The 23,679-nt window shown below is 39.7% G+C and carries 22 protein-coding genes; 10 read left to right on the top strand and 12 right to left on the bottom strand.

Annotation, left to right across the window (positions count from 1 at the left end; translation table 11 throughout):
- Positions 1–69: 69 nt before the first annotated feature.
- From BMZ55_RS06925 to BMZ55_RS06940, 4 genes are all read left to right on the top strand, one after another.
- Entirely contained in the window at positions 70–2,190 is a 2,121-nt protein-coding gene (locus BMZ55_RS06925) for a carboxy terminal-processing peptidase (RefSeq protein ID WP_089819711.1), read from the top strand.
- A gap of 140 nt (positions 2,191–2,330) precedes the next feature.
- Positions 2,331–3,638 carry a 2TM domain-containing protein gene (locus tag BMZ55_RS06930; protein WP_089819712.1) on the top strand — a complete coding sequence of 436 codons (1,308 nt, stop codon included), beginning with the start codon at positions 2,331–2,333 and terminating at the stop codon, positions 3,636–3,638.
- Between the two features lie 6 nt (positions 3,639–3,644).
- Positions 3,645–3,938, top strand: a complete 294-nt coding sequence (locus tag BMZ55_RS06935; protein ID WP_089819713.1) for a 2TM domain-containing protein — start codon at positions 3,645–3,647, stop codon at positions 3,936–3,938.
- A gap of 13 nt (positions 3,939–3,951) precedes the next feature.
- Positions 3,952–4,707, top strand: a complete 756-nt coding sequence (locus tag BMZ55_RS06940) for a LytR/AlgR family response regulator transcription factor (RefSeq protein ID WP_177179791.1) — start codon at positions 3,952–3,954, stop codon at positions 4,705–4,707.
- 9 nt (positions 4,708–4,716) lie between these two features.
- Here BMZ55_RS06940 and BMZ55_RS06945 read toward each other — a convergent pair whose 3' ends face one another.
- The 5 genes from BMZ55_RS06945 to mnmA all read right to left on the bottom strand — a co-directional run bounded on the left by BMZ55_RS06945 (position 4,717) and on the right by mnmA (position 11,025).
- Positions 4,717–5,802 (bottom strand): endonuclease/exonuclease/phosphatase family protein, encoded by a 1,086-nt coding sequence (locus tag BMZ55_RS06945; RefSeq protein WP_089819714.1) that lies wholly within the window; start codon positions 5,800–5,802, stop codon positions 4,717–4,719.
- A 117-nt stretch (positions 5,803–5,919) separates the two neighbouring features.
- Entirely contained in the window at positions 5,920–6,510 is a 591-nt protein-coding gene (locus BMZ55_RS06950; RefSeq protein ID WP_089819715.1) for an acyltransferase, read from the bottom strand.
- A 79-nt stretch (positions 6,511–6,589) separates the two neighbouring features.
- The gene (locus BMZ55_RS06955) at positions 6,590–7,483 is read right to left on the bottom strand and encodes a beta-1,6-N-acetylglucosaminyltransferase (RefSeq protein WP_089819716.1); all 894 of its coding nucleotides are present in this window, start codon (positions 7,481–7,483) and stop codon (positions 6,590–6,592) included.
- 101 nt (positions 7,484–7,584) lie between these two features.
- Entirely contained in the window at positions 7,585–9,600 is a 2,016-nt protein-coding gene (locus tag BMZ55_RS06960; protein ID WP_089819717.1) for a M13 family metallopeptidase, read from the bottom strand.
- A gap of 237 nt (positions 9,601–9,837) precedes the next feature.
- A complete protein-coding gene (mnmA, locus tag BMZ55_RS06965) occupies positions 9,838–11,025 on the bottom strand; it encodes a tRNA 2-thiouridine(34) synthase MnmA (protein ID WP_089819718.1) in 1,188 nt (395 codons plus the stop codon).
- Positions 11,026–11,333: 308 nt separating this feature from the next.
- On the opposite strand from mnmA, the gene BMZ55_RS06970 reads away from it, so the two are divergent.
- Both BMZ55_RS06970 and BMZ55_RS06975 read left to right on the top strand, forming a co-directional pair.
- Positions 11,334–11,867, top strand: a complete 534-nt coding sequence (locus BMZ55_RS06970) for a hypothetical protein (RefSeq protein WP_089819719.1) — start codon at positions 11,334–11,336, stop codon at positions 11,865–11,867.
- A 274-nt stretch (positions 11,868–12,141) separates the two neighbouring features.
- Positions 12,142–12,645, top strand: coding sequence for a superoxide dismutase family protein (locus BMZ55_RS06975; protein ID WP_089819720.1), 504 nt, complete (start codon positions 12,142–12,144; stop codon positions 12,643–12,645).
- A 71-nt stretch (positions 12,646–12,716) separates the two neighbouring features.
- On the opposite strand, the gene BMZ55_RS06980 is transcribed toward BMZ55_RS06975, so the two are convergent.
- On the bottom strand, positions 12,717–15,236 hold the full coding sequence (locus BMZ55_RS06980; RefSeq protein ID WP_089819721.1) for an ATP-dependent Clp protease ATP-binding subunit: 2,520 nt from the start codon (positions 15,234–15,236) through the stop codon (positions 12,717–12,719).
- Between the two features lie 156 nt (positions 15,237–15,392).
- Between BMZ55_RS06980 and BMZ55_RS06985 the strand changes: the two genes are divergently transcribed.
- Genes BMZ55_RS06985 through BMZ55_RS07000 form a run of 4 tightly spaced genes read left to right on the top strand, consistent with a single transcriptional unit; the run spans position 15,393 to position 18,127 of the window.
- Positions 15,393–15,611: a hypothetical protein gene (locus BMZ55_RS06985; protein WP_039342429.1), complete on the top strand. Its 219-nt coding sequence runs from the start codon at positions 15,393–15,395 to the stop codon at positions 15,609–15,611.
- Positions 15,612–15,620: 9 nt separating this feature from the next.
- Positions 15,621–16,715 (top strand): glycosyltransferase, encoded by a 1,095-nt coding sequence (locus tag BMZ55_RS06990; RefSeq protein WP_177179792.1) that lies wholly within the window; start codon positions 15,621–15,623, stop codon positions 16,713–16,715.
- Between the two features lie 33 nt (positions 16,716–16,748).
- Entirely contained in the window at positions 16,749–17,168 is a 420-nt protein-coding gene (locus BMZ55_RS06995) for a SufE family protein (protein WP_089819723.1), read from the top strand.
- Positions 17,165–18,127 (top strand): glycosyltransferase family 9 protein, encoded by a 963-nt coding sequence (locus BMZ55_RS07000; protein ID WP_233701916.1) that lies wholly within the window; start codon positions 17,165–17,167, stop codon positions 18,125–18,127. The genes BMZ55_RS06995 and BMZ55_RS07000 overlap by 4 nt, the downstream gene beginning before the upstream one ends.
- 244 nt (positions 18,128–18,371) lie before the next feature.
- On the opposite strand, the gene BMZ55_RS07005 is transcribed toward BMZ55_RS07000, so the two are convergent.
- From BMZ55_RS07005 to BMZ55_RS07030, 6 genes are all read right to left on the bottom strand, one after another.
- Positions 18,372–19,454, bottom strand: coding sequence for a mannose-1-phosphate guanylyltransferase (locus tag BMZ55_RS07005; RefSeq protein WP_089819724.1), 1,083 nt, complete (start codon positions 19,452–19,454; stop codon positions 18,372–18,374).
- Positions 19,455–19,456: 2 nt separating this feature from the next.
- On the bottom strand, positions 19,457–20,047 hold the full coding sequence (locus BMZ55_RS07010; RefSeq protein ID WP_089819725.1) for an ImmA/IrrE family metallo-endopeptidase: 591 nt from the start codon (positions 20,045–20,047) through the stop codon (positions 19,457–19,459).
- A gap of 24 nt (positions 20,048–20,071) precedes the next feature.
- Positions 20,072–21,412, bottom strand: coding sequence for a TolC family protein (locus BMZ55_RS07015; RefSeq protein WP_089819726.1), 1,341 nt, complete (start codon positions 21,410–21,412; stop codon positions 20,072–20,074).
- A 40-nt stretch (positions 21,413–21,452) separates the two neighbouring features.
- The gene (locus BMZ55_RS07020; protein WP_089819727.1) at positions 21,453–21,842 is read right to left on the bottom strand and encodes a hypothetical protein; all 390 of its coding nucleotides are present in this window, start codon (positions 21,840–21,842) and stop codon (positions 21,453–21,455) included.
- A 22-nt stretch (positions 21,843–21,864) separates the two neighbouring features.
- Positions 21,865–23,268 carry a nucleoside recognition domain-containing protein gene (locus tag BMZ55_RS07025; RefSeq protein WP_089819923.1) on the bottom strand — a complete coding sequence of 468 codons (1,404 nt, stop codon included), beginning with the start codon at positions 23,266–23,268 and terminating at the stop codon, positions 21,865–21,867.
- Positions 23,269–23,456: 188 nt separating this feature from the next.
- Positions 23,457–23,651, bottom strand: coding sequence for a hypothetical protein (locus tag BMZ55_RS07030; protein ID WP_089819728.1), 195 nt, complete (start codon positions 23,649–23,651; stop codon positions 23,457–23,459).
- Between the last annotated feature and the right edge of the window lie 28 nt (positions 23,652–23,679).

Raw genomic sequence — 23,679 nt, forward strand, 5'->3', positions numbered from 1 at the left:
TTGATTGCTTGTAGAAACCTGTAACAAAACCGGTAAATTCTCAACAAATTATTTATTACTACCCATTTTATGTTCAAAAAATTTAGCCTCAATACTTTACTGCTTTTTATTCCTTTAACTAGCCTGGTATTTTGTTTTAATTCGCCGAAAAATGATGACGAAAAAATGTCGACGATCATGATCAGCGTAAAAAATACTTTAAGCTATCTTCACTATTCGCCGAAACCTATCAATGATGCTTATTCTCAGGAAGTTTACAAGCATTATTTCGATATGGTTGACGGTTCCAAAAGATATTACTTACAGTCTGATATGGCTGAATTTGCGCAGCACAAAACCAAGCTTGATGATTATCTAAACCAGGGCGATCTGAAGTTTTACAAACTCACGATTGACCGTTTATATCAACGTGTTGATGAAATTGATAAAATTACTCAGGATATTTTAAGCAAACCGATTAACCTGAATGAAGACGAAATTCTGGTTCTGGAACCGAAAGTAAAATCAAATCCTGTAAGCCAGGCAGAGCTTGCGTTAGAATGGAAAAAATACATTAAATACAACATTCTTCAGGAAATGGAATCGCTGACTGCGAAAGAAGAAATGCAGCGTGAAAAGAAAGATTCTGTACAGAAATTTAAGCTTAAAGACACCATTAAACTCGAAATTTTAACGCCAGAACAAAAACGGGTGAAAGCAACGCAGGAAGTAAAAGACCTGGTGACCGACACTTTCCGAAGGTTTAAAAAACGTAATAAGATGGACTGGTTTACGGTTTATATGAACGCATATACCGAAGTTTTTGATCCGCATACCAATTATTATTCACCAAAAAATAAAGAAGATTTTGATACTCAGTTTAAAGGAAAAGTAATCGGGATCGGTGCTATTATTCAGGAAAAAAGAGGATTTCTGTATTTGGGTCCTCTCACCATCGGCGCGCCGGCCTGGAAATCCAAGCAGCTTTCTGAAGGAGATAAAATTCTGAAAGTACGCTCTAAGCCCAGCGAAGATGCTGTAAACGTAGTCGGAATGCTGTCCGACGAAGCAGTACGCTTGATCCGTGGTGAAAAAGGCACGAAAGTAACTTTAACTGTGGAGAAAAAAGATAAAACCATCCGTGAAGTTACCATGATCCGCGAGGAAGTTGCGATTGAAGATACTTTTGCGCGCAGCATCATTGTAAATTCACCAGACGGCAAAAAATACGGTTTCATCAATTTACCAAGCTTTAATGCTGATTTCGAAGATGCTAAAGGCAGAAATGCTTCGGATGACATTAAAAATGAACTCATTAAACTAAAAGCGCAAAAAGTACAGGGAATCGTTCTTGATTTACGAAACAACGGCGGCGGAAGTTTAACCGAAGTTGGCGATATCATGGGACTTTTTATGAATGAGGGTGCCTATGTGCAGGTGAAAGACGGAAACGGAAAAATCCAGACACTTCGTAATAAAGCAAATACACCGATCTGGACCGGTCCGGTGGTAATTATGCAGAACGAACTTTCAGCTTCTGCATCTGAAATTTTAGCAGGTGCAATGCAGGATTACGGCAGAGGTGTAATTATCGGTTCGCCGCAGTCTTTCGGTAAAGGTACCGTACAGACATTTGTTGATTTGAACAGATTTTTGAACACCACCGACGATTTCGGTTCTTTGAAACTAACCATTCAGAAATTTTACCGGGTTACTGGTGAATCTACCCAAAGAAAAGGTATTGAGTCTGACATTAAAATGAAAGATTTCTATACTTATTCTGAAATTGGAGAGCGTTACGACGACTATGCTTTGGCGTGGGATAAAATTCCGGCGGTGGAATATAAGCCGGTTAATTATTTCTCGGTATTGGCGTTACAGAAAGGCTTGGAAGCGCGTTTAGCAAACAACAAAACCTATCAGCTCGTGCAGGAATCTGCGCAGTGGAAAGAAAAGCTGGATCAGGAAGAAACCATTTCGCTGAACCAGGAAAAATTCAATGAAATTATGATGATGCGCAAAGCGCAGATCAAGAAATTTAAAGGTCTGGAGAAATATAACAACGGTTTGAAATTCACCTTGAATGCTGATGAAGCACTTCGCGAAAAGAAAGACGAGGCTTTCACCAAAAAAACCGAACTCTGGGTTAAAAACCTGAAACGCGACCTTTATCTGCAGGAAGCAATTGAGGTAATCTCTGAAATGAAATAAAGAACTCTGCTATAAAAAATACCACCGATTTTCGGTGGTTTTTTTGTTTTTGTACCGTTCAGGTAAGGAATTTAACCCTTCAGTCAGTAAAAGTTTTTTTTAATTTTAATCTGCTTTACATTTGATCCAACATTTGAGTCATGCAAAGAAAAAGTTTAATTACCATCGCCTGGATTTCCTTTTTTATCGGGAGCATTTTGTTCCTTTTTTTCAATAATGAAAAAACAGTGCAGAATTATCTTAGCTTTCTCGCAATCTCAGCGCTGTACGCTTTTACCATTGCCATGGGAAATGGGGTGATAAACGATTACCTTAACCAAAAATTTTCTTGGGTTGAAGACACAAAAACCCGGCTGATCTGGGGAATAATTTCCACTTTGGTAATTAATGTGATTTTGGTGCTGTTCTGTAATTATGTGAATTTTATTTTAATTCAGAAAGAGAATCCAAATGAATTTTTCGCCGGTAAAACGGGCTTTTTTAACTGGATTATCTTGAACATCACTTTGCTGGTCTCTGCTATCCTGCATGCCCGGGAATTTATGGACGCCTGGAAACGCTCCACACGACAGGAAGTTGTGCAGCAGAAACTGATAGCAAAATCTGCCAATGCCCAGTTTGAAAGCTTGAAAAATCAGTTGGATCCACATTTTCTCTTCAACTCGCTGAATGTGTTAAGTTCTTTAATCGATGAAAATCCCGAGCAGGCACAAAATTTTACCGCCTCTATGTCCAAAATTTACCGATATGTCCTGGAGCAAAAAGATAAAGAACTGGTTACGGTTCAGGAAGAAATAGATTTTGCACGAATCTATTGCGACTTGCTGAAAACCCGGTTTGAAGACAGCGTAAGCTTTGAATTTAATGTAACTTCTGACGATTTGAAATTTTATGTTGTTCCGCTCTCGTTGCAATTGCTGTTGGAAAACTGCATCAAACACAATTTCGCCACTTCGGGAAAACCGCTGCACATTAAAATTTTTGCAGAAGAAAATCACCTGATTATTGAAAATAATCTTCAGCAAAGAGAACAGGTGAAAGAAGCAGCCGGAATCGGACTTTCAAACATCGTACAGCGCTACTCTTTGCTAACTAAAAAAAATGTTTTCATCGAAAAATCACCCGCTTTTTTCAAAGTAAAAATACCTTTATTAACCCAAAAAACTTCTGAAATGAACACACAAACTACACCCGAATCATTAGCTTACCAACGCGCGGCAATCCGCGTACAGGAGCTGAAACGCTTTTACAGCAGCTTAATTTCTTACTGCATTATCATCCCTTTTTTAATATTTATAAACCTTTACACTTCGCCCAAATATTTATGGTTTTACTGGCCGATGCTTGGGTGGGGGATTGGTTTATCGCTGCAGGCGCTAAAAATATTCGGTATCAGCAGAGACTGGGAAGAAAAGCAAATTCAAAAAATTCTAAATAAAAACAGCTAAAAAATCATGGAAAACTTTAACGAAAACAATATCAAATATTTAGAAGCCAAGAAACGGGTGAAACGCATTAAAGGCTTTTATATTCACTTACTCGTGTACACCGTGGTAAATATCGCACTTATCATCAGCGATTCGGCTGAAGGTACTGACAGATTTTTTACCATCGACACCTATTATACCGCAATTTTCTGGGGAATTGGTTTGGTAGCGCACGGTTTAAGCGTTTTTCTGCCGAATTTTGTTTTAGGTAAAAACTGGGAAGAAGAAAAAATCCGCGAACTGATGAATAAAAGCAAATAGTTTTACCTGTTTTATGGAAGTAAAAAAAATAACCACCGTCATCCTCGAAGATGAAAAACCCGCAGCACGAAAATTGCAAAGGCTTTTAAGCGAATTTATTGATTTAGAAATAGTTGCAACCTTGCATTCGGTGGAAGATGGTTTAGAGTTTTTTGAAAAAAATCCGGCTCCGCAGCTCATTTTTTCGGATATTGTTTTAGGCGACGGCTTGTCATTTGACATTTTTGAAAAATTTCCCGTTAAAAGTTTCTTTATTTACACCACAGCTTTTGATCAATATACTTTGAAGGCGTTTAAACTCAACTCCATCGACTATCTTCTAAAGCCAATAATGCAAGCAGATTTGGCGCAAGCTATTGAAAAATACAAAAGCTTCTTACCTGCTGAAAGCAGTTATAATGCTCAGGAAATCAAAACCTTAATTAAAGAAGATAAGCAGAAATTATCCCGGATTTTGGTTAAAATTGGTTATAATTTAAAAATCATTCAGACAGCTGACGTAACCTGCTTTTTCAGCGAAAATAAAATCGTGTATATGCAGACATTTGAGCGCAGCTATCCGACGGATTTCACCTTAGATGAGCTTCAGGAAGTTTTGGACGAACAGAAATTCTTCCGGGTAAACAGGCAATTTATTGTGAATTCTGATTTTATCAAAAACATTCATACTTCACCTGTTTTTAACATTGAACTTCTGGCTCAGCCAAATCAGGAAATAACGGTGAGCCGCGACCGAGTAAAGGATTTTAAGGATTGGCTGGCAAAATAAATTGCAAATTTAGCCAGTTACTACAGCAGGCCGCTGACTTTGTTCTTTAACGCCTTCTTCTATGATTTCTTCAATCATTGGTAAATCTTCTTTTTCCAGCGTTTCAATCTCTTTTTCCTGCAGTTTGTTATGAGGGTTGATAAAAAAACTACAAAAAAGCGGCAAATGGTCGCTGCCAATGTTATTTAAAGTTTTAAAATCTTTAATGAAAATATTGGTGGAGTGAAAAAACAAATCGATCGGAAAGCGCAGCAAGCGGTATCTCGCGTGATATGTTGACACAAAGCCGCGTCCAATTCTTGGATCAATCAGTTCCGAAGTTTTTCGGAACAGAATTGAAGAACGCGCCCACGCCACATTATTAAAATCTCCCGCGACAACCACAGGTTCGCTCATTCCTCGCACTTTTTTACCGATTGTAAGCAATTCGCCATCGCGCTCTTTGGCGGTTTCTTCTTCAGTCGGACTTGGCGGTGGCGGATGAACTCCAAAAAAGGTGAATTTTTGACCTTTGTTTGTAAATAATGTCGCTTCTATGCTGGGTAAATCGTCCGCGACAAAGTAATTAACCTTTATATCTTCGACTTTTAGTTTGGTGTAAAGATGAATTCCGTAGGTGTTTTCCAAAGGAACTTTCTTTGAATTTGGGTATTGATCTTCAATCGCGGTCAGTGCGTCGTCCCACGCCTGATTGGTTTCCATGGTGAGCAAAATATCAGGCTCAGTTTCTTTCACCAGATCGATCAGTTTTCCATAATCCTTATTGAATTGGTAAACATTCACCGAAATTATTGAAACCAAATCGTAGGGCATTTTCGTGTTTTTAGCCGGATTTCTGCGATATAACGTGGTATATGGCAAAAGAATTACCACATGATTTGCAATAAGCCCGATGTGCAGTAAAATAGTTATCCAAAAAAGGGTGCTTTTATCCGGTAAAAAAAATAGCCCGAAAAGCAAGGTGAGAAACTCCAGCGCCACGATTTGTATACGTGCAAATTCCCAGATCCGGAAAAACCAGTGCTGATGGCTGATAAACGGTAAAATGCTGGCGATAATGGTAATCGCTGATAGAATATAGAATGCTAACTGCATAAATTACAAAAGATAAATTTTGATGTCTGGAACTACGCAAAAATCGGACTAAAGGAACCAATTGGTAAAAAATGGTCGTTTTAAGCCGGAATAAAATTTAGTTAGCTATTAAATTTTTTATTTCCATTCAATATTTGATTTTAAAACTTTTGCAGGAACGCCCCCTGCTAAGCTATTGGGCGGAATATCTTTATTGACCAAAGCTCCTGCCGCAATGACGCAACCATCGCCGATGGTAACGCCCTTTAAAATGGTAACATTTGCTCCAATCCAGACGTGGTTGCCAATTTTTACGGGTTGCGTAGGCTGGTGTTTGCCATCTAATATCTGGTGATTATCAGAATCCCGGATAATTACCCGTTCGGAAATCGCCACGTCGTAGCCGATATCAATACGTTCAGAGCAAGACAAACTGAGGTCAGTATTTATATATCCGCTTCCCAAACTCAGTACTGCACCTTTATTAACATAAATCCTTGAGCCTGATAATAACTGAAAATGCCCGGCAACATGTAATTCAGCATCCTCTCTTAAGACGAAAATTGAGGAAAACCGTTCTGCATAGGACCATTTCTTGTTAATTTCCAGAAGGCCTTTTACAAGAATTTTAGCCGATTTATGACGCTGGAACGCTGTATTTCTGTGGAAAATAATATTATGGCTTGTTTTTCTAAGCACCTTAAAAAAAATTCTTTCAAAAAAATTCATTTGCTATAACTAAATTTTAAATATTGCCCGTCGCGATTGAATCGCAAAACCATGCACTTCGTTTTTTTAACCCAAAAAATTAAATCGTTGAGGTTACACTTCTTTGCATTTTCAGTTTTTTAAGAAGCTGCTTTTCTATGATCGTGATTTTTCGTGCAAATAACTTATCGCTGTTTACCATATCCTCATAATTTTCAACGGATAAAAAAGCGGGCCCATAATCATTACCGTTCTGCCAGTCCATATACCGAAGGCAATCGTTAATCATGTTTTTTGCGTGTACTGAATTCATCAAAACCGTCTGAAAATAAAACTCTTCCGCGACGTTGACGTTATGCAAACGCCGGTAGATTTTAGGTTTTTCCTCGGTGAAATCGATTACGTATTGCAGAATATCGCGCGGCAAGGTCCAATAAGTAGAACCTCCATATAATTTTTCCTTAAACCTGATTTTGCGCTTTATATGCAATTTCTTTTGGAATTCCACAGCCCATATGATTATTGCACCACCAATTTTGTTAAAGTGGTTGAAATAGGTATTTAAATAATAGTATTCCAGCCTGTCTATTCCGCCGTTTTTCCAGTTAGCGGCAGGCAATGGAAAAAATTCCATATAACCCTTTTGAGGTCCGTCTTCTGCAAGTAATAGTTTATTTAAATAATCGGTGTTCTTTAGCGGAAAATCCTGGGCGGTAATTGAGTGAAAATACCTATTTTCAGCGTCTTTCAGCGCAATTCTTGAAAGATGAAGAAAAGCATTCAAATGATTAAGCCCACCCCAATTAATCACGTATTTCCTCTCTATGCACTTCACATTTTCCCTATTCGAAATTTTTGAAATGATGTTTTCATCCACCTTACTTTTTTTATCAATGTGGATATAAACATTATAATCTTCGGCAGGGAATTCATTAACCAGGTTTTCCAGCTGCTGAAAATCTTTATATGCGGTAATAAGTATAGCATATTTCATTTGTAAGATTTAAAAAAGTTGCAATTTGAGCGGGTAAAATTTAATTGCAGCCAAGAACTAAAAAATTTAACCTTTCATCAGCAAATTTTCCGGATTCAACTTTACCAAATCGTAATTCTTTTTTCCTTTGGTAGAAACATTTTGTCGGCAGGTTTTACATCAAATGCATTGTAAAACGGTGTGGTATTCATCAGCGGACCGTTAACGCGCCAATTCGGTGGTGAATGCGGATTGTTATTGATCCAAAGCCGCAGATATTCATCTTTCATTTTCACCTTCCAGATTCGTGCAAGTGACAGAAAAAACCGTTGGTCCGGTGTAAATTCTCCAACTTTTACATTTGCCTGACCTTCAGATGTCATTTTAAAAGCATCATAAGCTACAGCAATTCCGGCGATATCGGCGGTATTTTCACCAACAGTCATGGCGCCATTTACATGCAGACCATCTAAAACCGTAAAAGTGCTGTATTGGTCAATAACCTGCTGAATGCGCGATTTAAACTGCTCATAATCATCTTTGGTCCACCAGTTTTTTACATTTCCGTCCTTGTCATATTGCGCGCCCTGGTCATCAAAAGTATGCGTGATTTCGTGGCCGATAACCATTCCGATTCCGCCATAATTCAGCGCGTCATCGGCTTCATTATCGAAATAAGGAAACTGCAAGATACCTGCAGGAAAAACAATTTCATTTGCCGACGGATTATTATACGCCGTAACGGTGGAAGGTGTGATAAACCATCTGGATTTATCAACAGGTTTTCCAAGCGTAGCAATCTCACGTTCATAGTTCGCCGCAGAAGCTGAAAGCAGATTTTCAAAATAGAAATCCCTGTTCACTTTTACATTGCTGTAATCTTCCCATTTGTTCGGATAACCAATTTTTTTGGTCATTGCAAACAGCTTTTCTTTTGCTTTTATCTTTGTGCTGTCGCTCATCCAATCCAGCTTATCAATTCGTAGCGCATAGGCTTTCTGCACATTGTTTACAAGCTCCAGCATTCTTTTTTTTGCCGATTCCGGGAAATATTTTTTTACGTAAAGCTGACCTAAAGCTTCACCGAGATAATTATCCACGGCGCCTGCCATAATTTCGCCGCGGGATTTTTGCACCGCCTGGCCCGAAATAACTTTGCTGAACTCAAAAGCCGAATCAACAAATGGCTGACTTAAATTTGTTGAATAACCCGCGATTGCGTGACCTTTCAAATAAGTTTTCCACTGAAAAAGCGGAATGGTTTTCAAAACCTCGTTCAGTTTTACGTAATAACCAGGTTGTGCCACATCGATGGAATCGGTTTTAGCACCCAGATTTTGAAGAAAGCTTATCCAACCGATATTTGGCTGCGATTTTTCAAGGTCATTCACCGCCAACATATTGTAATTTGCAATTACATCGCGGCGTTCGACTCGCGTTCGATGTGACGTGGCGAGCTGTTTATCAATTTCGTATACTGCGGAAGCTTCTTTTTTTGCTGCATCTTCGGTGCTGCCCGTCAGTTTAAACATGGTCGCCAAATAAGTTTTGTATGCGTTTTGAATGGCGACGGTCGCCGCATCGGTTTTAAAATAATAATCGCGGTCGGGCAATCCCAAGCCGGTCTGATACATGTGCGCAATATTCACATTGCTGTTTTTGTCGTCTGGGCCAATACCAAAACCCATCATAAAACCATTGTCTATTTTGGTTTGGTCGGCGACGAATTTCATTAAAGCCGAAACATCTGCAATTCTTTCTATTTCTGAAAGTGTGCTTTTAATTGGATCGTAACCGCGTTTATTGATGGTTGCCGTGTCCATTCCGGCTGCGTAGAAATCTCCAACTTTTTGCTCCACGCTACCTTCCGGATATTTTCCAAGCGAAACGCTGTCCAAAATTCCCTGAAGTCTCATCCGCTGCGGATAATTAATAAACATATATGCGCCCACGCCAGCCTGCGAAGCCGGAATCGTAGCGGAATCGTACCATTTTCCATTCGCGTAGCGGTAAAAATCATCGCCGGGATTCAGCGAAAAATCAACACCTGTAATTTCGATAACTTTTTGATCCTGCGCCGGCGGTCTTTTACAGCTGAAAGCCAACAGCGCAGCAAAAAGAATAAACGGATATTTCATAGGTAATTAATCTCTATTAAAAATACGCAATTTGACCAGTTGATGGTTATTTAATTTCGATTTATCTTAAATATTATTACCAAACGGGAATATCGTTATAAATGATGGGAAATTTATAATATCAACAAAAGTATGTTTTGAAAAAATTACCTCTTTAAACAGCAAATTTTTTCAATTTATTTAACGAAAAATTCCTCCGGTTTTCACCGAAGGAATCATTATAAATATTAAAATTTCCTAACTAATCACGCCACTTCCCACCAACTCATCTTCCTGATACCACGCAGCAAACTGTCCTTCTGCAATCGCAGACTGTGGATTTTCAAATTTGATGAATAAGCCTCCTTCAAACTGATAAAGCGTCGCTTCTTCCAAAGGTTGTCGGTACCGGATTCGCGCTTTTACTTTCATTGATTCTCCATTTTTCAGACGTAAATCTTCGCGAACCCAATGAACTTCGGAGTTTACTATTTTCAGAGCTTTGCGGAAAAGCCCCGGAAAATTCTTGCCTTCACCAACGAAGATGAGGTTCTTTTCAATATCGCGTGAGATCATAAAACACGATTCCACATGTCCTCCGATGCCCAAACCTTTGCTTTGCCCGATGGTGAAATAATGCGCGCCTTGGTGTTTTTCGATCACTTTTCCGTCGGTTTTTTCGTATTTTATTTTTTCAGCTAAAAACTGCAGTTCTTCCAATTTAGAAGAAAATTCCGGAATTCCGCGGTTATAACCGTCAAAATCTTTAAAAATCTCTACAATTTCTCCTTCTTTCGGTTCAAGCTGCTGCTGCAAAAATGTCGGTAAACTCACTTTCCCGATGAAACACAAACCTTGCGAATCTTTTTTCTCTGCCGTCACCAAACCCATTTCGCGCGCAATTTCGCGCACTTCAGGTTTCGTCAACTCACCAATCGGGAAAAGCGACCGCGACAGCTGCTCCTGACTCAGTTGGCACAGAAAATACGACTGGTCTTTATTGTCATCTTTCCCGGCTAAAAGGTGAAAAACTTCTTTACCATTTTCATCAAAAGTCGAGTTCACGCGCGCATAATGCCCTGTTGCAACTTTCTCAGCGCCAAGCGATAAGGCTGTTTTCATAAAGACATCAAACTTCACCTCTCGGTTACATAAAACATCGGGATTGGGCGTTCGTCCGTTTTTATATTCCTCGAACATATAATCCACGATTTTCTCCTTATAAAGCTCGCTCATGTCAATTACCTGAAACGGTATTCCAAGCTTTTGCGCCACCATCAAAGCATCATTGCTGTCTTCAATCCAAGGACATTCGTCCTCCTTAGTGACCGAAGCATCGTTCCAGTTCCGCATAAAAAGCGCTACCACATCATGACCTTGTTTTTGCAGCAAATACGCTGCAACACTGGAATCTACGCCTCCAGAAAGGCCTACTACAATTTTCATATTTTCAAAAAATTAAGAAAAAATTACCGATTATTTGACCGCATTTTTTCAGATTGCAAATTTACGATAATTAAAGCTATTTTTAGGAGCAACCAGGATCTCGCTCCGTTCCAAGATGGGTTCCCGCTCTTCGCTGTATCTTTCTCCCGGAAGTTCCCGGGAGAAAGGATGCCGCTGCGATCGGGGCTAGAAGCCGGTTTTTGCCTATTAACCAGATTTTTTACCTGCTATAACTCCCCATTTTTTCAAATTATAGAAAATGGCAATTACATAAATTTTGGTATTTTTGAAAGATAAACACCTTCATCATGAAAAATTTTTTCGGCCTTATTTTCAGCTTTTTTCTGATTTTGTCAAATGCGCAGATCAGCACGTCCACAGCGCTTGATAAATATTCAAAATGGACCATCGGTGGTTACGCCGGTTTGGGCGGAAGTTTCGGAAGTGGTGGCGGCACTTCAGTTTATCTTTCGCCACGCGTTGGTTATAAACTTACCGAAAATCTGGAAACCGGTTTAGCCACCAATTTTACCTGGTCGAATTCGAAATATTATTCAGCGACAACTTTTGGTGTCGGGCCATTTCTGAATTATTATTTTGCGCGGAATTTTTTCTTGAGCGGAATGTTTCAGGAATATTTCTTCAACCAAAAAAATAAAATCGACAATCTGAAATATTCGGGTGACGAAGCTGCGCTTTATCTTGGCGGCGGTTACATGCAGAAAATTGGTGAACGTGCGTATATGCAGATTGGCGGAATGTATAATGTGCTGTATGACAAAAATGATTCGGTTTTTGGCAGCGGTTTTATCCCGAATGTCGGCGTTGTTTTCGGACTTTAATTGAAATAAAATTCCGAAAAAAAATGGCCTTTTAACCGGGAAAAATTTCAGCATTTTCAAAAGCAAAATTATCTTCGATACCAAAATTAAATTTCAAAAAATTTGCCCTTAAAGCAGCTAAAAAATTGGTTTTGAAAAATTTAAAATTAGAGAATTTGTCAACGGAATACCTTTTGCTGAAAATTTTTCGCAGAATCGCCGGTTTTGCTGTTCAATTGAAATGGTTTTGAAATACCGTATCTTTATGAAATTCTAACATTAAAATATAAATATTATGAAAATCACAACACTTTCTACGTTATTTTTCGGCGCCGTTGTCGCGGTTTCGTGTACTACAACTAAATCTTACGTTGTAAATTCCAAAAGCGGAACCGATACGCAGGGAACAGCAAAATTTAAGCAGGTAGGTTCTAAAGTTCAAATGGATTTGAATGTTTACAAACTTACACCGGGCATTCACGCGGTACATATTCATGAAACAGGCGATTGTTCAGCAACCGACGCGAGTTCAGCAGGCGGCCACTGGAATCCAACTTCTGATATGCACGGCAGATGGGGCAATGACGAACACCACATGGGTGACATCGGAAATTTAGTTGCTGATAAAGACGGAACTGCAAGACTGACTTTCAGCACTGATAAATGGTGTTTAGGTTGTGCAGACCCTAATGAAAATATCATCGGGAAAGCCATCGTAATCCATGCTGATAAAGATGATTTTAAAACTCAGCCAACGGGAAATGCTGGTGGTAGAGTAGGTTGTGTGGAAATTAAATAACACATTAGATTTTATAAATAAAAATCCGCCACTGAAATCTCAGTGACGGATTTTTTATAATTTATTCCGGCTTATTTTGCCGAAGTTTTCTTTTTTACCGGCTCGCCTTCTAAGGCATCTTTGGCTTCGTTTACTTTTAAAACTACAGTTCCGCCTTCGGCTAACTGTTTGTTTACAAGCATTTCTGCCAACAGATCTTCGATATATTTCTGGATTGCACGTTTCAAGGGTCTTGCTCCAAAATCTTTGTCCCAACCTTTTTCTGCGATAAAATCTTTCGCGTCATCGGCTAGTTCAACTTTATAATTCAGTTTTTCAAGACGTTTGTAGAGTTTGTTCAATTCCAGATCGATAATTTTCGAAATATCTTCTTTTTCTAAATTGTTGAAAATTACGATATCATCAATTCTGTTTAAAAACTCCGGAGCAAAGGCTTTTTTCAAAGCGTTTTCAATCGTACTTCTGGCTCTTGCATCGGTATTGGATTTCTTCGCAGTAGTTCCGAAACCTACACCATCACCGAAATCTTTCAGGTCACGTGTACCGATATTTGAAGTCAAAATGATAATCGTATTTCTAAAATCGATTTTTCTGCCTAAAGAATCGGTAACAAAACCTTCATCCAAAATCTGCAGCAATATGTTGAAAACATCCGGGTGCGCTTTTTCGATCTCATCTAAAAGTACCACGGCGTAAGGTTTTCTGCGAACCGCTTCGGTAAGCTGACCACCTTCTTCGTAACCAACATATCCCGGAGGCGCGCCAACTAGACGTGATACCGCAAATTTCTCCATGTATTCACTCATGTCGATACGAATCAAAGCTTCATCAGAATCGAAAAGTTCGCGAGCCATTACTTTGGCAAGTTCGGTTTTACCTACACCTGTTGTCCCGAGGAAAATAAAAGTTCCGATTGGCCTGTTTGGATCTTTCAATCCGGCGCGGTTTCTCTGGATGGCTTTCACCACTTTTTTCACCGCATCGGTTTGGCCGATCACTTTGCCGTTCAGCATGTCGTCCATTTGAGAAAGTTTGTCGAGCTCGTTCTTACCGACTTTCGTCACTGGAATTCCGCTCATCATAGAAACTACTTCCGCAACATTTTCTTCGGTTACGGTTTCTTTTTTCTCTTTCACATCTTTATCCCAGGCTTCCTGCGCTAGATTCAGCTCAATCTGCAAGCGTTCTTCTTCATCTTTCAGCTTTCGTGCTTCCAGGTAATCCTGTTTTTTTACCGCCTGTTGTTTCTGTTCTTTTATCGTTTCGATATTGGACTCAAATTCGATTATTTGGGTCGGAACTTTCATGTTTTTAATGTAAACACGGGAACCGGCTTCGTCCATCGCATCAATAGCTTTGTCGGGTAAAAAACGGTCGGTAATATAACGTGAAGTCAAGTTCACACACGCTTTTATCGCTTCGTCCGTATAAGTCACGTTGTGATGATCTTCGTATTTATCTTTAATCTGATTCAAAATCTGAATGGTTTCATCTACAGTTGTAGGTTCTACCATTACTTTTTGAAAACGTCTTTCGAGCGCGCCGTCTTTTTCGATATATTGGCGATATTCATCTAAAGTTGTTGCACCAATACATTGGATTTCACCTCGCGCTAATGCAGGTTTAAACATATTCGACGCGTCCAGGCTTCCGGTAGAACTTCCGGCGCCAACGATGGTATGCAACTCATCAATAAATAAAATGACGTCGCGGTTTTTTTCAAGCTCGGTCATAATTGCTTTCATGCGCTCTTCGAACTGGCCACGGTATTTTGTCCCTGCAACCAAACTCGCTAAATCCAGCGTAATCACACGTTTGCCATAAAGCACACGCGATACTTTTTTCTGCTGAATTCTTAAAGCTAAACCTTCGGCAATGGCAGATTTACCAACACCTGGCTCACCGATAAGCAACGGATTGTTTTTCTTTCTTCGCGAAAGAATCTGCGACACGCGTTCGATTTCTTTTTCTCTTCCGATAACAGGATCGAGTTTTCCTTCCCGCGCTAAAGTGGTTAAATCACGTCCGAAATTATCAAGCGTTGGTGTTTTGCTTTTGCCTGTTCCGATGTTTCCCGTGGGTTTTCGCATTTGTCCGAACTCTTCACGCTCTTCATCGTCATCGTAAGCACTCATTTTCGGGTCCTGACCGGAATTTTTCAGTAATTTCTGGTATTCCCGCGAAATCATTTCATAGTCAATATCGTAAGAACTTAAAATGCTGGTTGTAGGATCTTCCGCTTTATAAAGGATTCCAAGCAATAAATGAACGGTATTTATTTCGGCGCTCTGGTATTGTCTGCATTCCAGTTCGGAACGTTTTACGGCTTGGTCAGCCATTTTGGTGAAAGATATCTTGTCGCTTTCCACAGAAAACGGGTTTAAGCTCGCCACCGACATGGTTTCGATTTTTCTTTTGATTTGGGTTAAATCGGCTCCCAAAGTTTGCATAATTTCCTTCGCTGAATTTTCGGTGGAAATAATCCCGAGAAGGAAATGTTCTGTATTCAGAAACTCGCTGTGCAAGCGTCTGGCTTCGTTTTTACTGAGCTTAAAGACTTGGTCTAACCCAGCTGAAAATTGATGATCCATATAATGTTTCTCGTCTTTTTTATTTAATATTACTTACTTCAGTAAGCGTCAAACCAAAGTTACAAATACTTTACCAAAAACTATTTCTGACGATATGGCAGTTAATATTTTCTTAATTCGCTGAAAATGTTTAGGTTTGTCTCCCAAAAAATAAGCATGAACCCAGAAATTACCAATATCATCGGTTACGCCGCATCTTTCTTCATCGTCCTGAGTTTCGTGCTGAAAGACATCAGAAAGATCAGAATCGTAAACCTTGTTGGCTGTATCTGTTTTGTGATTTATGGTATTTTCAGCGATTACCTTTGGCCCATCATCATTCCAAATGCTATTTTATGTGGCGTTCAGGTTTATCATTTGGTTAAAAAGGCGTAAATTAATGCCGTGCGAATCATTGTTTCGGTTTTCAATAATCTATATACGGACCAAAGGGTAGAAAAGGTTTGCAGAACCTTATCTGAAAACGGTTATGAAATTGAACTCATCGGAAATAACTGGCGCGGTTTGCCGCCGGTGAAGCGAAATTATTCCGTAAAAAGATTAAATCTTCGCTCCAAAATTCTCCGTTATGCGTACCTCGAATTTCAGTGGAAATTGTACAGGCATTTGCTGAAAAGTGCAGGCCGAAACTGCATTTTACTTTCAAATGATTTGGATACCATTTTACCGAATTATTTAGTTTCAAAAAAACTCGGGATTCCCCTGGTTTTTGACAGTCACGAAATTTTCACAGAAATGCCGTCCTTAGCCGGAAGATTTCCGCAGAAAATATGGCGGACTTTGGAAAAGCAACTTTTGCCGAAAATCCGTTATATGATTACAGCAAGTGAAAGTTATGCGGATTGGTTTGGTGAAAAATATAAAATTTCGCGTCCGGTCGTCGTGCAGAACTTTCCTCTTTATTTAAAAAGCCAAAAAAATTCCGGGCTATACAACCCAAAAATCATTATTTACCAGGGTGTCATTAATCCATCACGCGGTTTAGATAAAATGATTGCTGCGATGGCGGAAATTCCAAATGCTAAATTATGGATTGCTGGCGATGGTCCGATGAAAACCGAATATGAACAGCTGACTGAAAAACTGGGACTTCAAAAAAAAATCGAGTTTCTTGGGCAAATTTTTCCCGAAAAGCTTCGGGAAATTACCCAACAGGCTGATGTCGGATTAAGCATCGAAGAAAATAACGGCCTCAGCTATTATTTTTCTTTACCAAACAAAATTTCAGATTATATCCAGGCAAGAATTCCCGTCGTTGTCTCAGATTTTCCAGAAATGAAAAAAATTACTAATGAATTTCAGGTCGGAACTACAATTGAAAACCATTCTGAACTTGCGGAAAAGATAAAAATTGTGCTGAATAACGGCAAAAATTTCTATTCCGACAATCTCGAAAAAGCCGCAGCAGAACTATGCTGGGAAAAAGAAGAACCTAAATTGCTGAATCTCTTTCGGAAAGTAACCGAAGAAAATTTTTAGGAATGCTTATCTTTGCACAAATTCAACTTTGCGATGACGATTAAAGAAAAACAGCAGGAAACTGTGGAAGCTTTTGCCTTTTTGGAAGATTGGGAACAGAAGTATGAATATATTATTGACCTTGGAAAAGAGCTGAAAGGCATGCCCGAAGACAAGAAAACCGATGAGAATCTGATTAAAGGTTGCCAGTCAAAAGTGTGGATTGAAGGGCGTTTCGAAGATGGAAAACTATTTTTTAACGCCGATTCCGACGGAATTCTACCGAAGGGAATCGTGTCACTTCTGGTTTCCATTTACAGCGGACACACCACACAGGAAATTTTGGATTCAGATTTTTCGTTTATCGAGGAAATCGGTTTGCAGGAATTTCTATCGCCGTCGCGTGCCAATGGTCTGATGGCGATGACCAAACAAATTAAGTTTTACGCCGTTGCCTATCAGCTGAAATCGTGACGCGAATTTTAGCATACCGTTTTTCGGCGTTCGGCGACGTTGCGATGACCGTTCCGGTTTTGCGCGAATTTCTGGCTCAAAATCCTGAAGTTGAAATCGTTATGGTTTCCCGCCAAAATTTCAGCGCACTTTTCGATGATATTCCGAATCTGCAATTTAAAGGGATAAATCTCGAAGATTTTAAAGGTTTTTTCGGTTTGCAGAAACTGGGAAAATTGCTTTTGGAAGAATTTAAACCAAATTTTATCGCCGATTTGCATGACGTTATCCGAACGAAAACGCTCAATCTTTTTTTTCTGCAAAAAGGTTTTAAAGTTTACAAAATAAACAAAGGTAAAGCGGAAAAAGAAGAACTCACCGATATTTGGAATATCGAAAAACAACCGCTAAAACCCACCGTGGAAAGATATGCCGACGTTTTTCGCGAAATGAAGTTTAAGCTTGAACTTTTAAATCAGCTTTACCCGAAATCTGTAAAATCCGGAATTGGTGTCGCGCCATTTGCGCAGCATAAAGGCAAAATGATGCCGTTGGAAAAAACTTTTGAACTGGTAAAAATTCTGGCCAAAAAGCACCAAATTTTCTTTTTTGGCGGCGGCGCTCAGGAAGTTGAAATCTTAAATTCCTGGCAGCAAAAAATCCCAAATACTGAAAATTTAGCTGGAAAATTAACCTTGAAGCAGGAATTGGAAAAAATTTCGGGCTTAGAAGCCATGATTTCGATGGATTCTGCAAATATGCATTTGGCAAGTTTGGTTGGTACGCGCTGTATTTCGGTTTGGGGTTCCACGCATTTTTACGCCGGATTTTTAGGATACGGACAAAGTGTAAATGATGTCGTACATGTGAAAGATTTAACCTGCCGGCCGTGTTCGGTTTTTGGTGATAAAGAATGTTACCGCGGCGATTATGCTTGCCTGCACGAACTGAATATCCAGCAAATCATTAATCTGATTTAGAAAAATATGCCGTTAAAAGCGTTAATTTTTTCGTGTTACTGAATTTCAAGAAAATTATTATCTGGTATAAAAAAATTTGCCGCTAAAAGCGGCAAATTTTTCGTTTCGGAAAGATGACGAAACTATATTCTAGCCCCGATGGAAGCGGCATCCTGCGCGCCACGAAAGTGGCGCGTAGATAGAGCGGACAGCGGGAACCGACTTTCAAAGGATGCGAAATTTTGCTTGCTCCTAAGGCATTTTTTTACAAAAAGCTGTCGCCTTTTTTTAACGTTTTTAAGTCCTGAACATATTCTTTGATCAGCTGGTCATTGGCGCGCGGACAAATCAGCAAGGCTTTGTCAGTGTCCACGATAATGTAGTCTTTCAAACCGTCGATGATAACCGCCTTATTTTTATTTTTCAGGTTGATAATGTTTCCCTTCGCGTTGTAGGTTAAAAGATGACGCGATTTCGAGGCGTTTTTTCCCGCGTCTTTCACCGCATTTTCGTAAACTGAAGTCCAGGTTCCAAGGTCGCTCCAGCCAATATCGGCGGGAATTACATAGACATTTTTCGCTTTTTCCAGAATGCCGTTGTCAATTGAAATTTTTGCAACTTTCGGATAAATAGCATCGATGCAGCCTTCTTCTTCTTTCGTGTTGTAATCGCAACTCTGGAAATGCTGAGACATTTCGCTGAGGTATTCTTCAAACGCCGACAAAATGCTTTGGACATTCCAGATAAAAATCCCTGCATTCCAGAGGAAATCACCGCTTTCCAGAAAAGTTCTGGCGAATTCTAAATCAGGTTTTTCGGTAAATGTTTTAACCTTGAAATATTCTTTGTTTTTACTTTCCACGAACTGAATATAGCCGTAACCGGTTTCGGGTCTTGTCGGTTTAATGCCCAAAGTAATCAGAAAATTCTTGGTCGCCGCGAGGTTTAAAGCAAGCTCAATTTTCTGTAGAAAAACGGTTTCATTTAAAATCAAATGATCCGCGGGAAGTACGATGATATTTGCGTTCGGGTTTTTATCTGCGATTTTTTTCGCCATGTACATATTACACGCCGCCGTATTTTTCATCATGGGTTCGCCTACGATATTTTCCGGGTCTAAGTGCGGCAGCTGCTGCTCGGTAAGTGCAATATATTCTTTGCTGGTGATGACATAGATGTTTTCCGGAAGTACAATTTTGCTGATTCGGTTGTAGGTTTGCTGGATCATGGTGTGGCCGGTTCCCAAAATATCCTGAAACTGTTTTGGGTATTTCTGGGTGCTCATCGGCCAAAATCTGCTTCCTACGCCTCCCGCCATGATGACGCAGTAATTATTTGATTCTGACATATTTAACTTAGTTTTTCAACGCGGGCCAACGGCTTGAAAATATACTTTTTTCCGTTGTCCGTGTTCAGGCAAAGATAGTTTTTTTTCCGCTTCTCCTCAATGATATAAGTCTCCTTTCGGTAGGTAAAACGGTCGTTTTCGTTAAGGTCTTCGATATAAGAGGTTTCGTCGTCATAATTTTCAATGTGGAAATAGCGCACAAGATCGGGGCTTGACATAAAATTGGCTTTCGGCGCTTTTGAAAATCTCCGGATAATCGGTTTTAAATCTTCGGGATAAATCTCGATGCTTTCGAGTAACATCAGTCGGAAAGTCTGCTTCCATTCAGCTCCGTGTGCTGAAATGCGCTTTTTGCTTTGGTCAAAAGCGATAAGATGTGCGAGTTCATGCGTCAGCACAAAGAAAAAAAGATACGGCTGTAATGTGGAATTGATGGTGATTTGATGCGTTTTATCCGGCATTTTCCGGTAATCGCCAAGCTTCGAATTTCTCCCGCGCGTTACTTTGATGTGAATTGTATATTCACCGAACCATTTTTTTAGAAAAATTAGGCTATTATCCGGCAAATATTTCTGTAACAGCACGATGGACATAACAACAATTGAAGTTTTTTAAAACTACAAAGTTAAAGGAATTCCTGCGTAGAAATTTAGAAGTTTCAAGCTGAAAATGTAATTGTATTTTGCCTGTGCCACGCTGCCTTGCGCATTCGCATAATTATTACGCGCGTTGTTTAGGTCATAAACCGTGGCGCGGCCGGCGTTGTAGCTTTTCTCCGCAAAATCCAGGGCTAATTTGGCACTTTTTTCAGCTTCGCGTGACGCAATGAAAGATTCATAGTTGCTTTCCGCATCGAACTGTGCTTTCTGAACGTTTTGTAAAACGTCCTGCTTTTGTAAGAGTAAAGAATTCTTTGCGATATCTTCGTTTACTTTAGACTGCTCTACGTTAAGTCGCGTAATTCCTTTATTGAAAATCGGGATGTTTGCGGAAATGCCAACCTGCTGCCCGAAATTGTCTTTGTATTGTTTAAAAAATCCACTTTGCTGAATGGTGTTTCCGGTAAGATCTTTTCCGGCGTTCAGCAAATAAAAGTATGAACTTCCCAATCCGGCGTTTGCTGAAATTGTCGGCCAGAAGGCGGTTTCGGTAATTTCTGTTTGGGCTTCGGCCGATTTTATCCGGCTTTCAGCAGCTTTTATCTGCGGTTGGTTTTCAAAAGCTTTATTAATGATTTGGTCTGCTGTAAATAAAGGCGCCTGAATATCATCTTCAATGGCAACATTTTGCACATCGAAGTTTTTATAATCCGGAAGCTGCAGAAGCATTGCTAAAGAAAACAAACTTCGGTCGGTATTTATTTCCGCAGTTTTTACGTTCAGTTTTTCGCGTGCCAGCGCGGCTTCAGCTTCAGCTAAAACCGTTTGTGCCGTGGTGCCGACCTGCGTCGTGATTTTTGCACGCTCGTAAAGTCTTTCCGCATTTTCCAAAGCACTTTTCGCAATAGTTACAACTTCGCGGTTCAGCAAAATGGCTAAATATTGCTGCGCAATTTGCAGTGAAATGTCATTTTTTACCTGTTCCACATCAAATCCGCTTGCCTGAACATCATATTCGTTTTTGCGGATATTTTTTTCGAGTCTGCCGTGGTTGAAAAGCAACATATCAGCGCCAATATTTGCGCTGTTGCTGAAATTATCATTGCTGCCTGTGCGGCCAAAAGTATCGCGGCCCTGCCCGAAAGTTGCAGAATTATTGATGTTTCCGGAAACCGACGGAAGATATTGCCGTTTTGCAATCGACAGATTATAATCCTGAAGTTTCTTGTTGTACTCGTTCTGGATGACCTGCAGATTATTTTCTACGGCGTAATTCACGCATTCCTGAAGCGTCCATTTCTTTTGAGAAAACAGAAAAGCAGACATCAAAGTCAAGGAAAACAGCAAAGATTTTCTCATGGATTATTTTCTGTAATAAGACGGTTTTTTTGCAAAATTGTTACACAGATTTCTTTAATTCATTAATTCTGCTTACAATTGGTAGGGAAAATACTCCACTTTTTTGCAGATAGAGCTCGTAAAATTTCTGCGCTTTTGCAGCGAAATTTCCGTTTGTATTTTCCTTGTTTTTAAAGTAAAATAAATGACCGAGTAATTCGTAATACGGAATGTGGTGACTGCTGTCTTTCGCTTCGATGAGCTCAATTATTTCGTCGGTGCTTTTTGCCGACAAAGTTTCGAAATCCATTTTGAAAGTATCGTTCATGTTGGTATCGAAAATCCTTTCCTGTTCCGGCAATTCGCCTTCATTTTTTTCTAAAAGCAGCTTCGAAAGGAATTCGGAAAACTGCTTTACAATGCGGATGATGTAATCTTTATCGTGGATCATTTTAAAAAAATTTAATTAAAGTTTAAGCAAAGAAAAGGTAAGCCAAAATTACCGAAGTAATGATTCCCACCAAATCCGCCATCAGCATCGCAGTTACCGTGTATCTGGTGTTTTTAATGCCGACCGCGCCAAAATAAACCGCGATTACATAGAAAGTGGTGTCCGAACTTCCCTGTAAAACCGCTGCTAATCGTCCCTGGAAACTGTCCGCACCGAAAGTCTGCATAGTGTCCACCATCATGCCGCGTGCGCCGGAACCCGAAAGCGGCTTAATGAGCGCCGTTGGTAAACCGTCAACAAATCGGGTATCGAAACCGACAACCTGTGCTACCCATTTCATTCCATCGATTAAAACATCGAAAACTCCGGAAGTTCTAAGCAAGGAAATCGCGATGAGCATTCCCACTAAATACGGAATGATTTTCACACACGTCCAGAAACCTTCTTTAGCACCGTCAATAAAAGCATCGAAAACATTAATTTTTTTATAAACCGCGCCTAGAACAATTGCAAAGAAAATAAGCAAAATAATGCCGTTGCTCAGCAACATGCTGAAATTATCGAGCCCTTCTTTGGTTAAATTTACCAGATACACCACGAGCAGCGCAACAATGGCCGAAATTCCGCCAACATAAGCGATTACTGCGGGTTGCAACAAATTTATTTTCTGATAAAGCGAAACGAAAATCATCGCAGCTAAAGTGGCTGCAAAAGTTGCAATCATGCAGGGCAGAAAAATATCGGTTGGCGTTGTAGAACCCATCGAAGCACGGATTGCGATAATGGAAACCGGAATTAAAGTCAAACCGCCGGCGTGCAAACACAAAAACATGATTTGGGAATTACTCGCACGTTCTTTATCCGGATTTAATGTCTGCAGACTTTCCATTGCCTTTAAACCAAAAGGTGTTGCGGCATTATCCAAACCAAGCAAATTCGCGGAAAAATTAAGCAACATATGTCCGAAGGACGGGTGATTTTTCGGGATTTCGGGGAATAATTTTGAAAAAAACGGCTGAATTATGCGTGAAAGCAAATTGATTCCGCCAGCTTTCTCAGCAATGCTCATAAAACCCATAAAAAGCGTCATAATTCCGATTAAGCCAAGGCAGATTTTCACCGCGGTTTCCGAAGTTCCGATGACACCATCGGTTTCCTGAACACGGTAAACTGCTACTTTCGAAGTTGCTGAATCGCTTTTGTAATGAATTCGGTTTTGATTAAAATTGGGTGCTAAAGCAAGGTTTTTTTGAATTTCAGGTGAGAGTTCACCAATATTTTTGGCCGCAATCTTCACCGTATCACCGCTTTTGCCGACCACCATATCGTTGTAAATGGCTTTGTAATGATCTGAAAAAATATATTTGATGCTGGCGACAATAATCGCGACGATGATAAAGGCGCTCCAGATTCTGCTTAAAACCATTTTGTAGAAAATTTTGTTAAAAATAACCAAAATCTTGAAGTAATGGTTTGCGCGGTGCAATTATTCAGCTGAAAGTTTATAAAACGAAAAAATTTGACGTTTTAAGGGCAAATTTTTAATTATAATTTCATCAACACAAAACAAAAAAATTCCGCCTTAAAAGGACCGAATTTTTTAAATAAGTATGCTTACAATACGGCGAGAAACTCAACGCCGTCGTTGTTTTCTTCTTTAGGTATTTTCACGAAATGACGGTGAAAGTCTGCGTAATAATCATCATATTCCTGGCTTTTTTTCTTCAAAAACTGCTTGAGCCCAAAAATGCCGATTCCGATCAAGATACCGGCACCTCCCGCCAATAATATGCCTACCTGTGTTTTCATAAGTTTATTTTTCTCGACGATGTCAGAA

This window comes from Kaistella treverensis, assembly GCF_900114045.1.
Lineage (GTDB): Bacteria > Bacteroidota > Bacteroidia > Flavobacteriales > Weeksellaceae > Kaistella > Kaistella treverensis.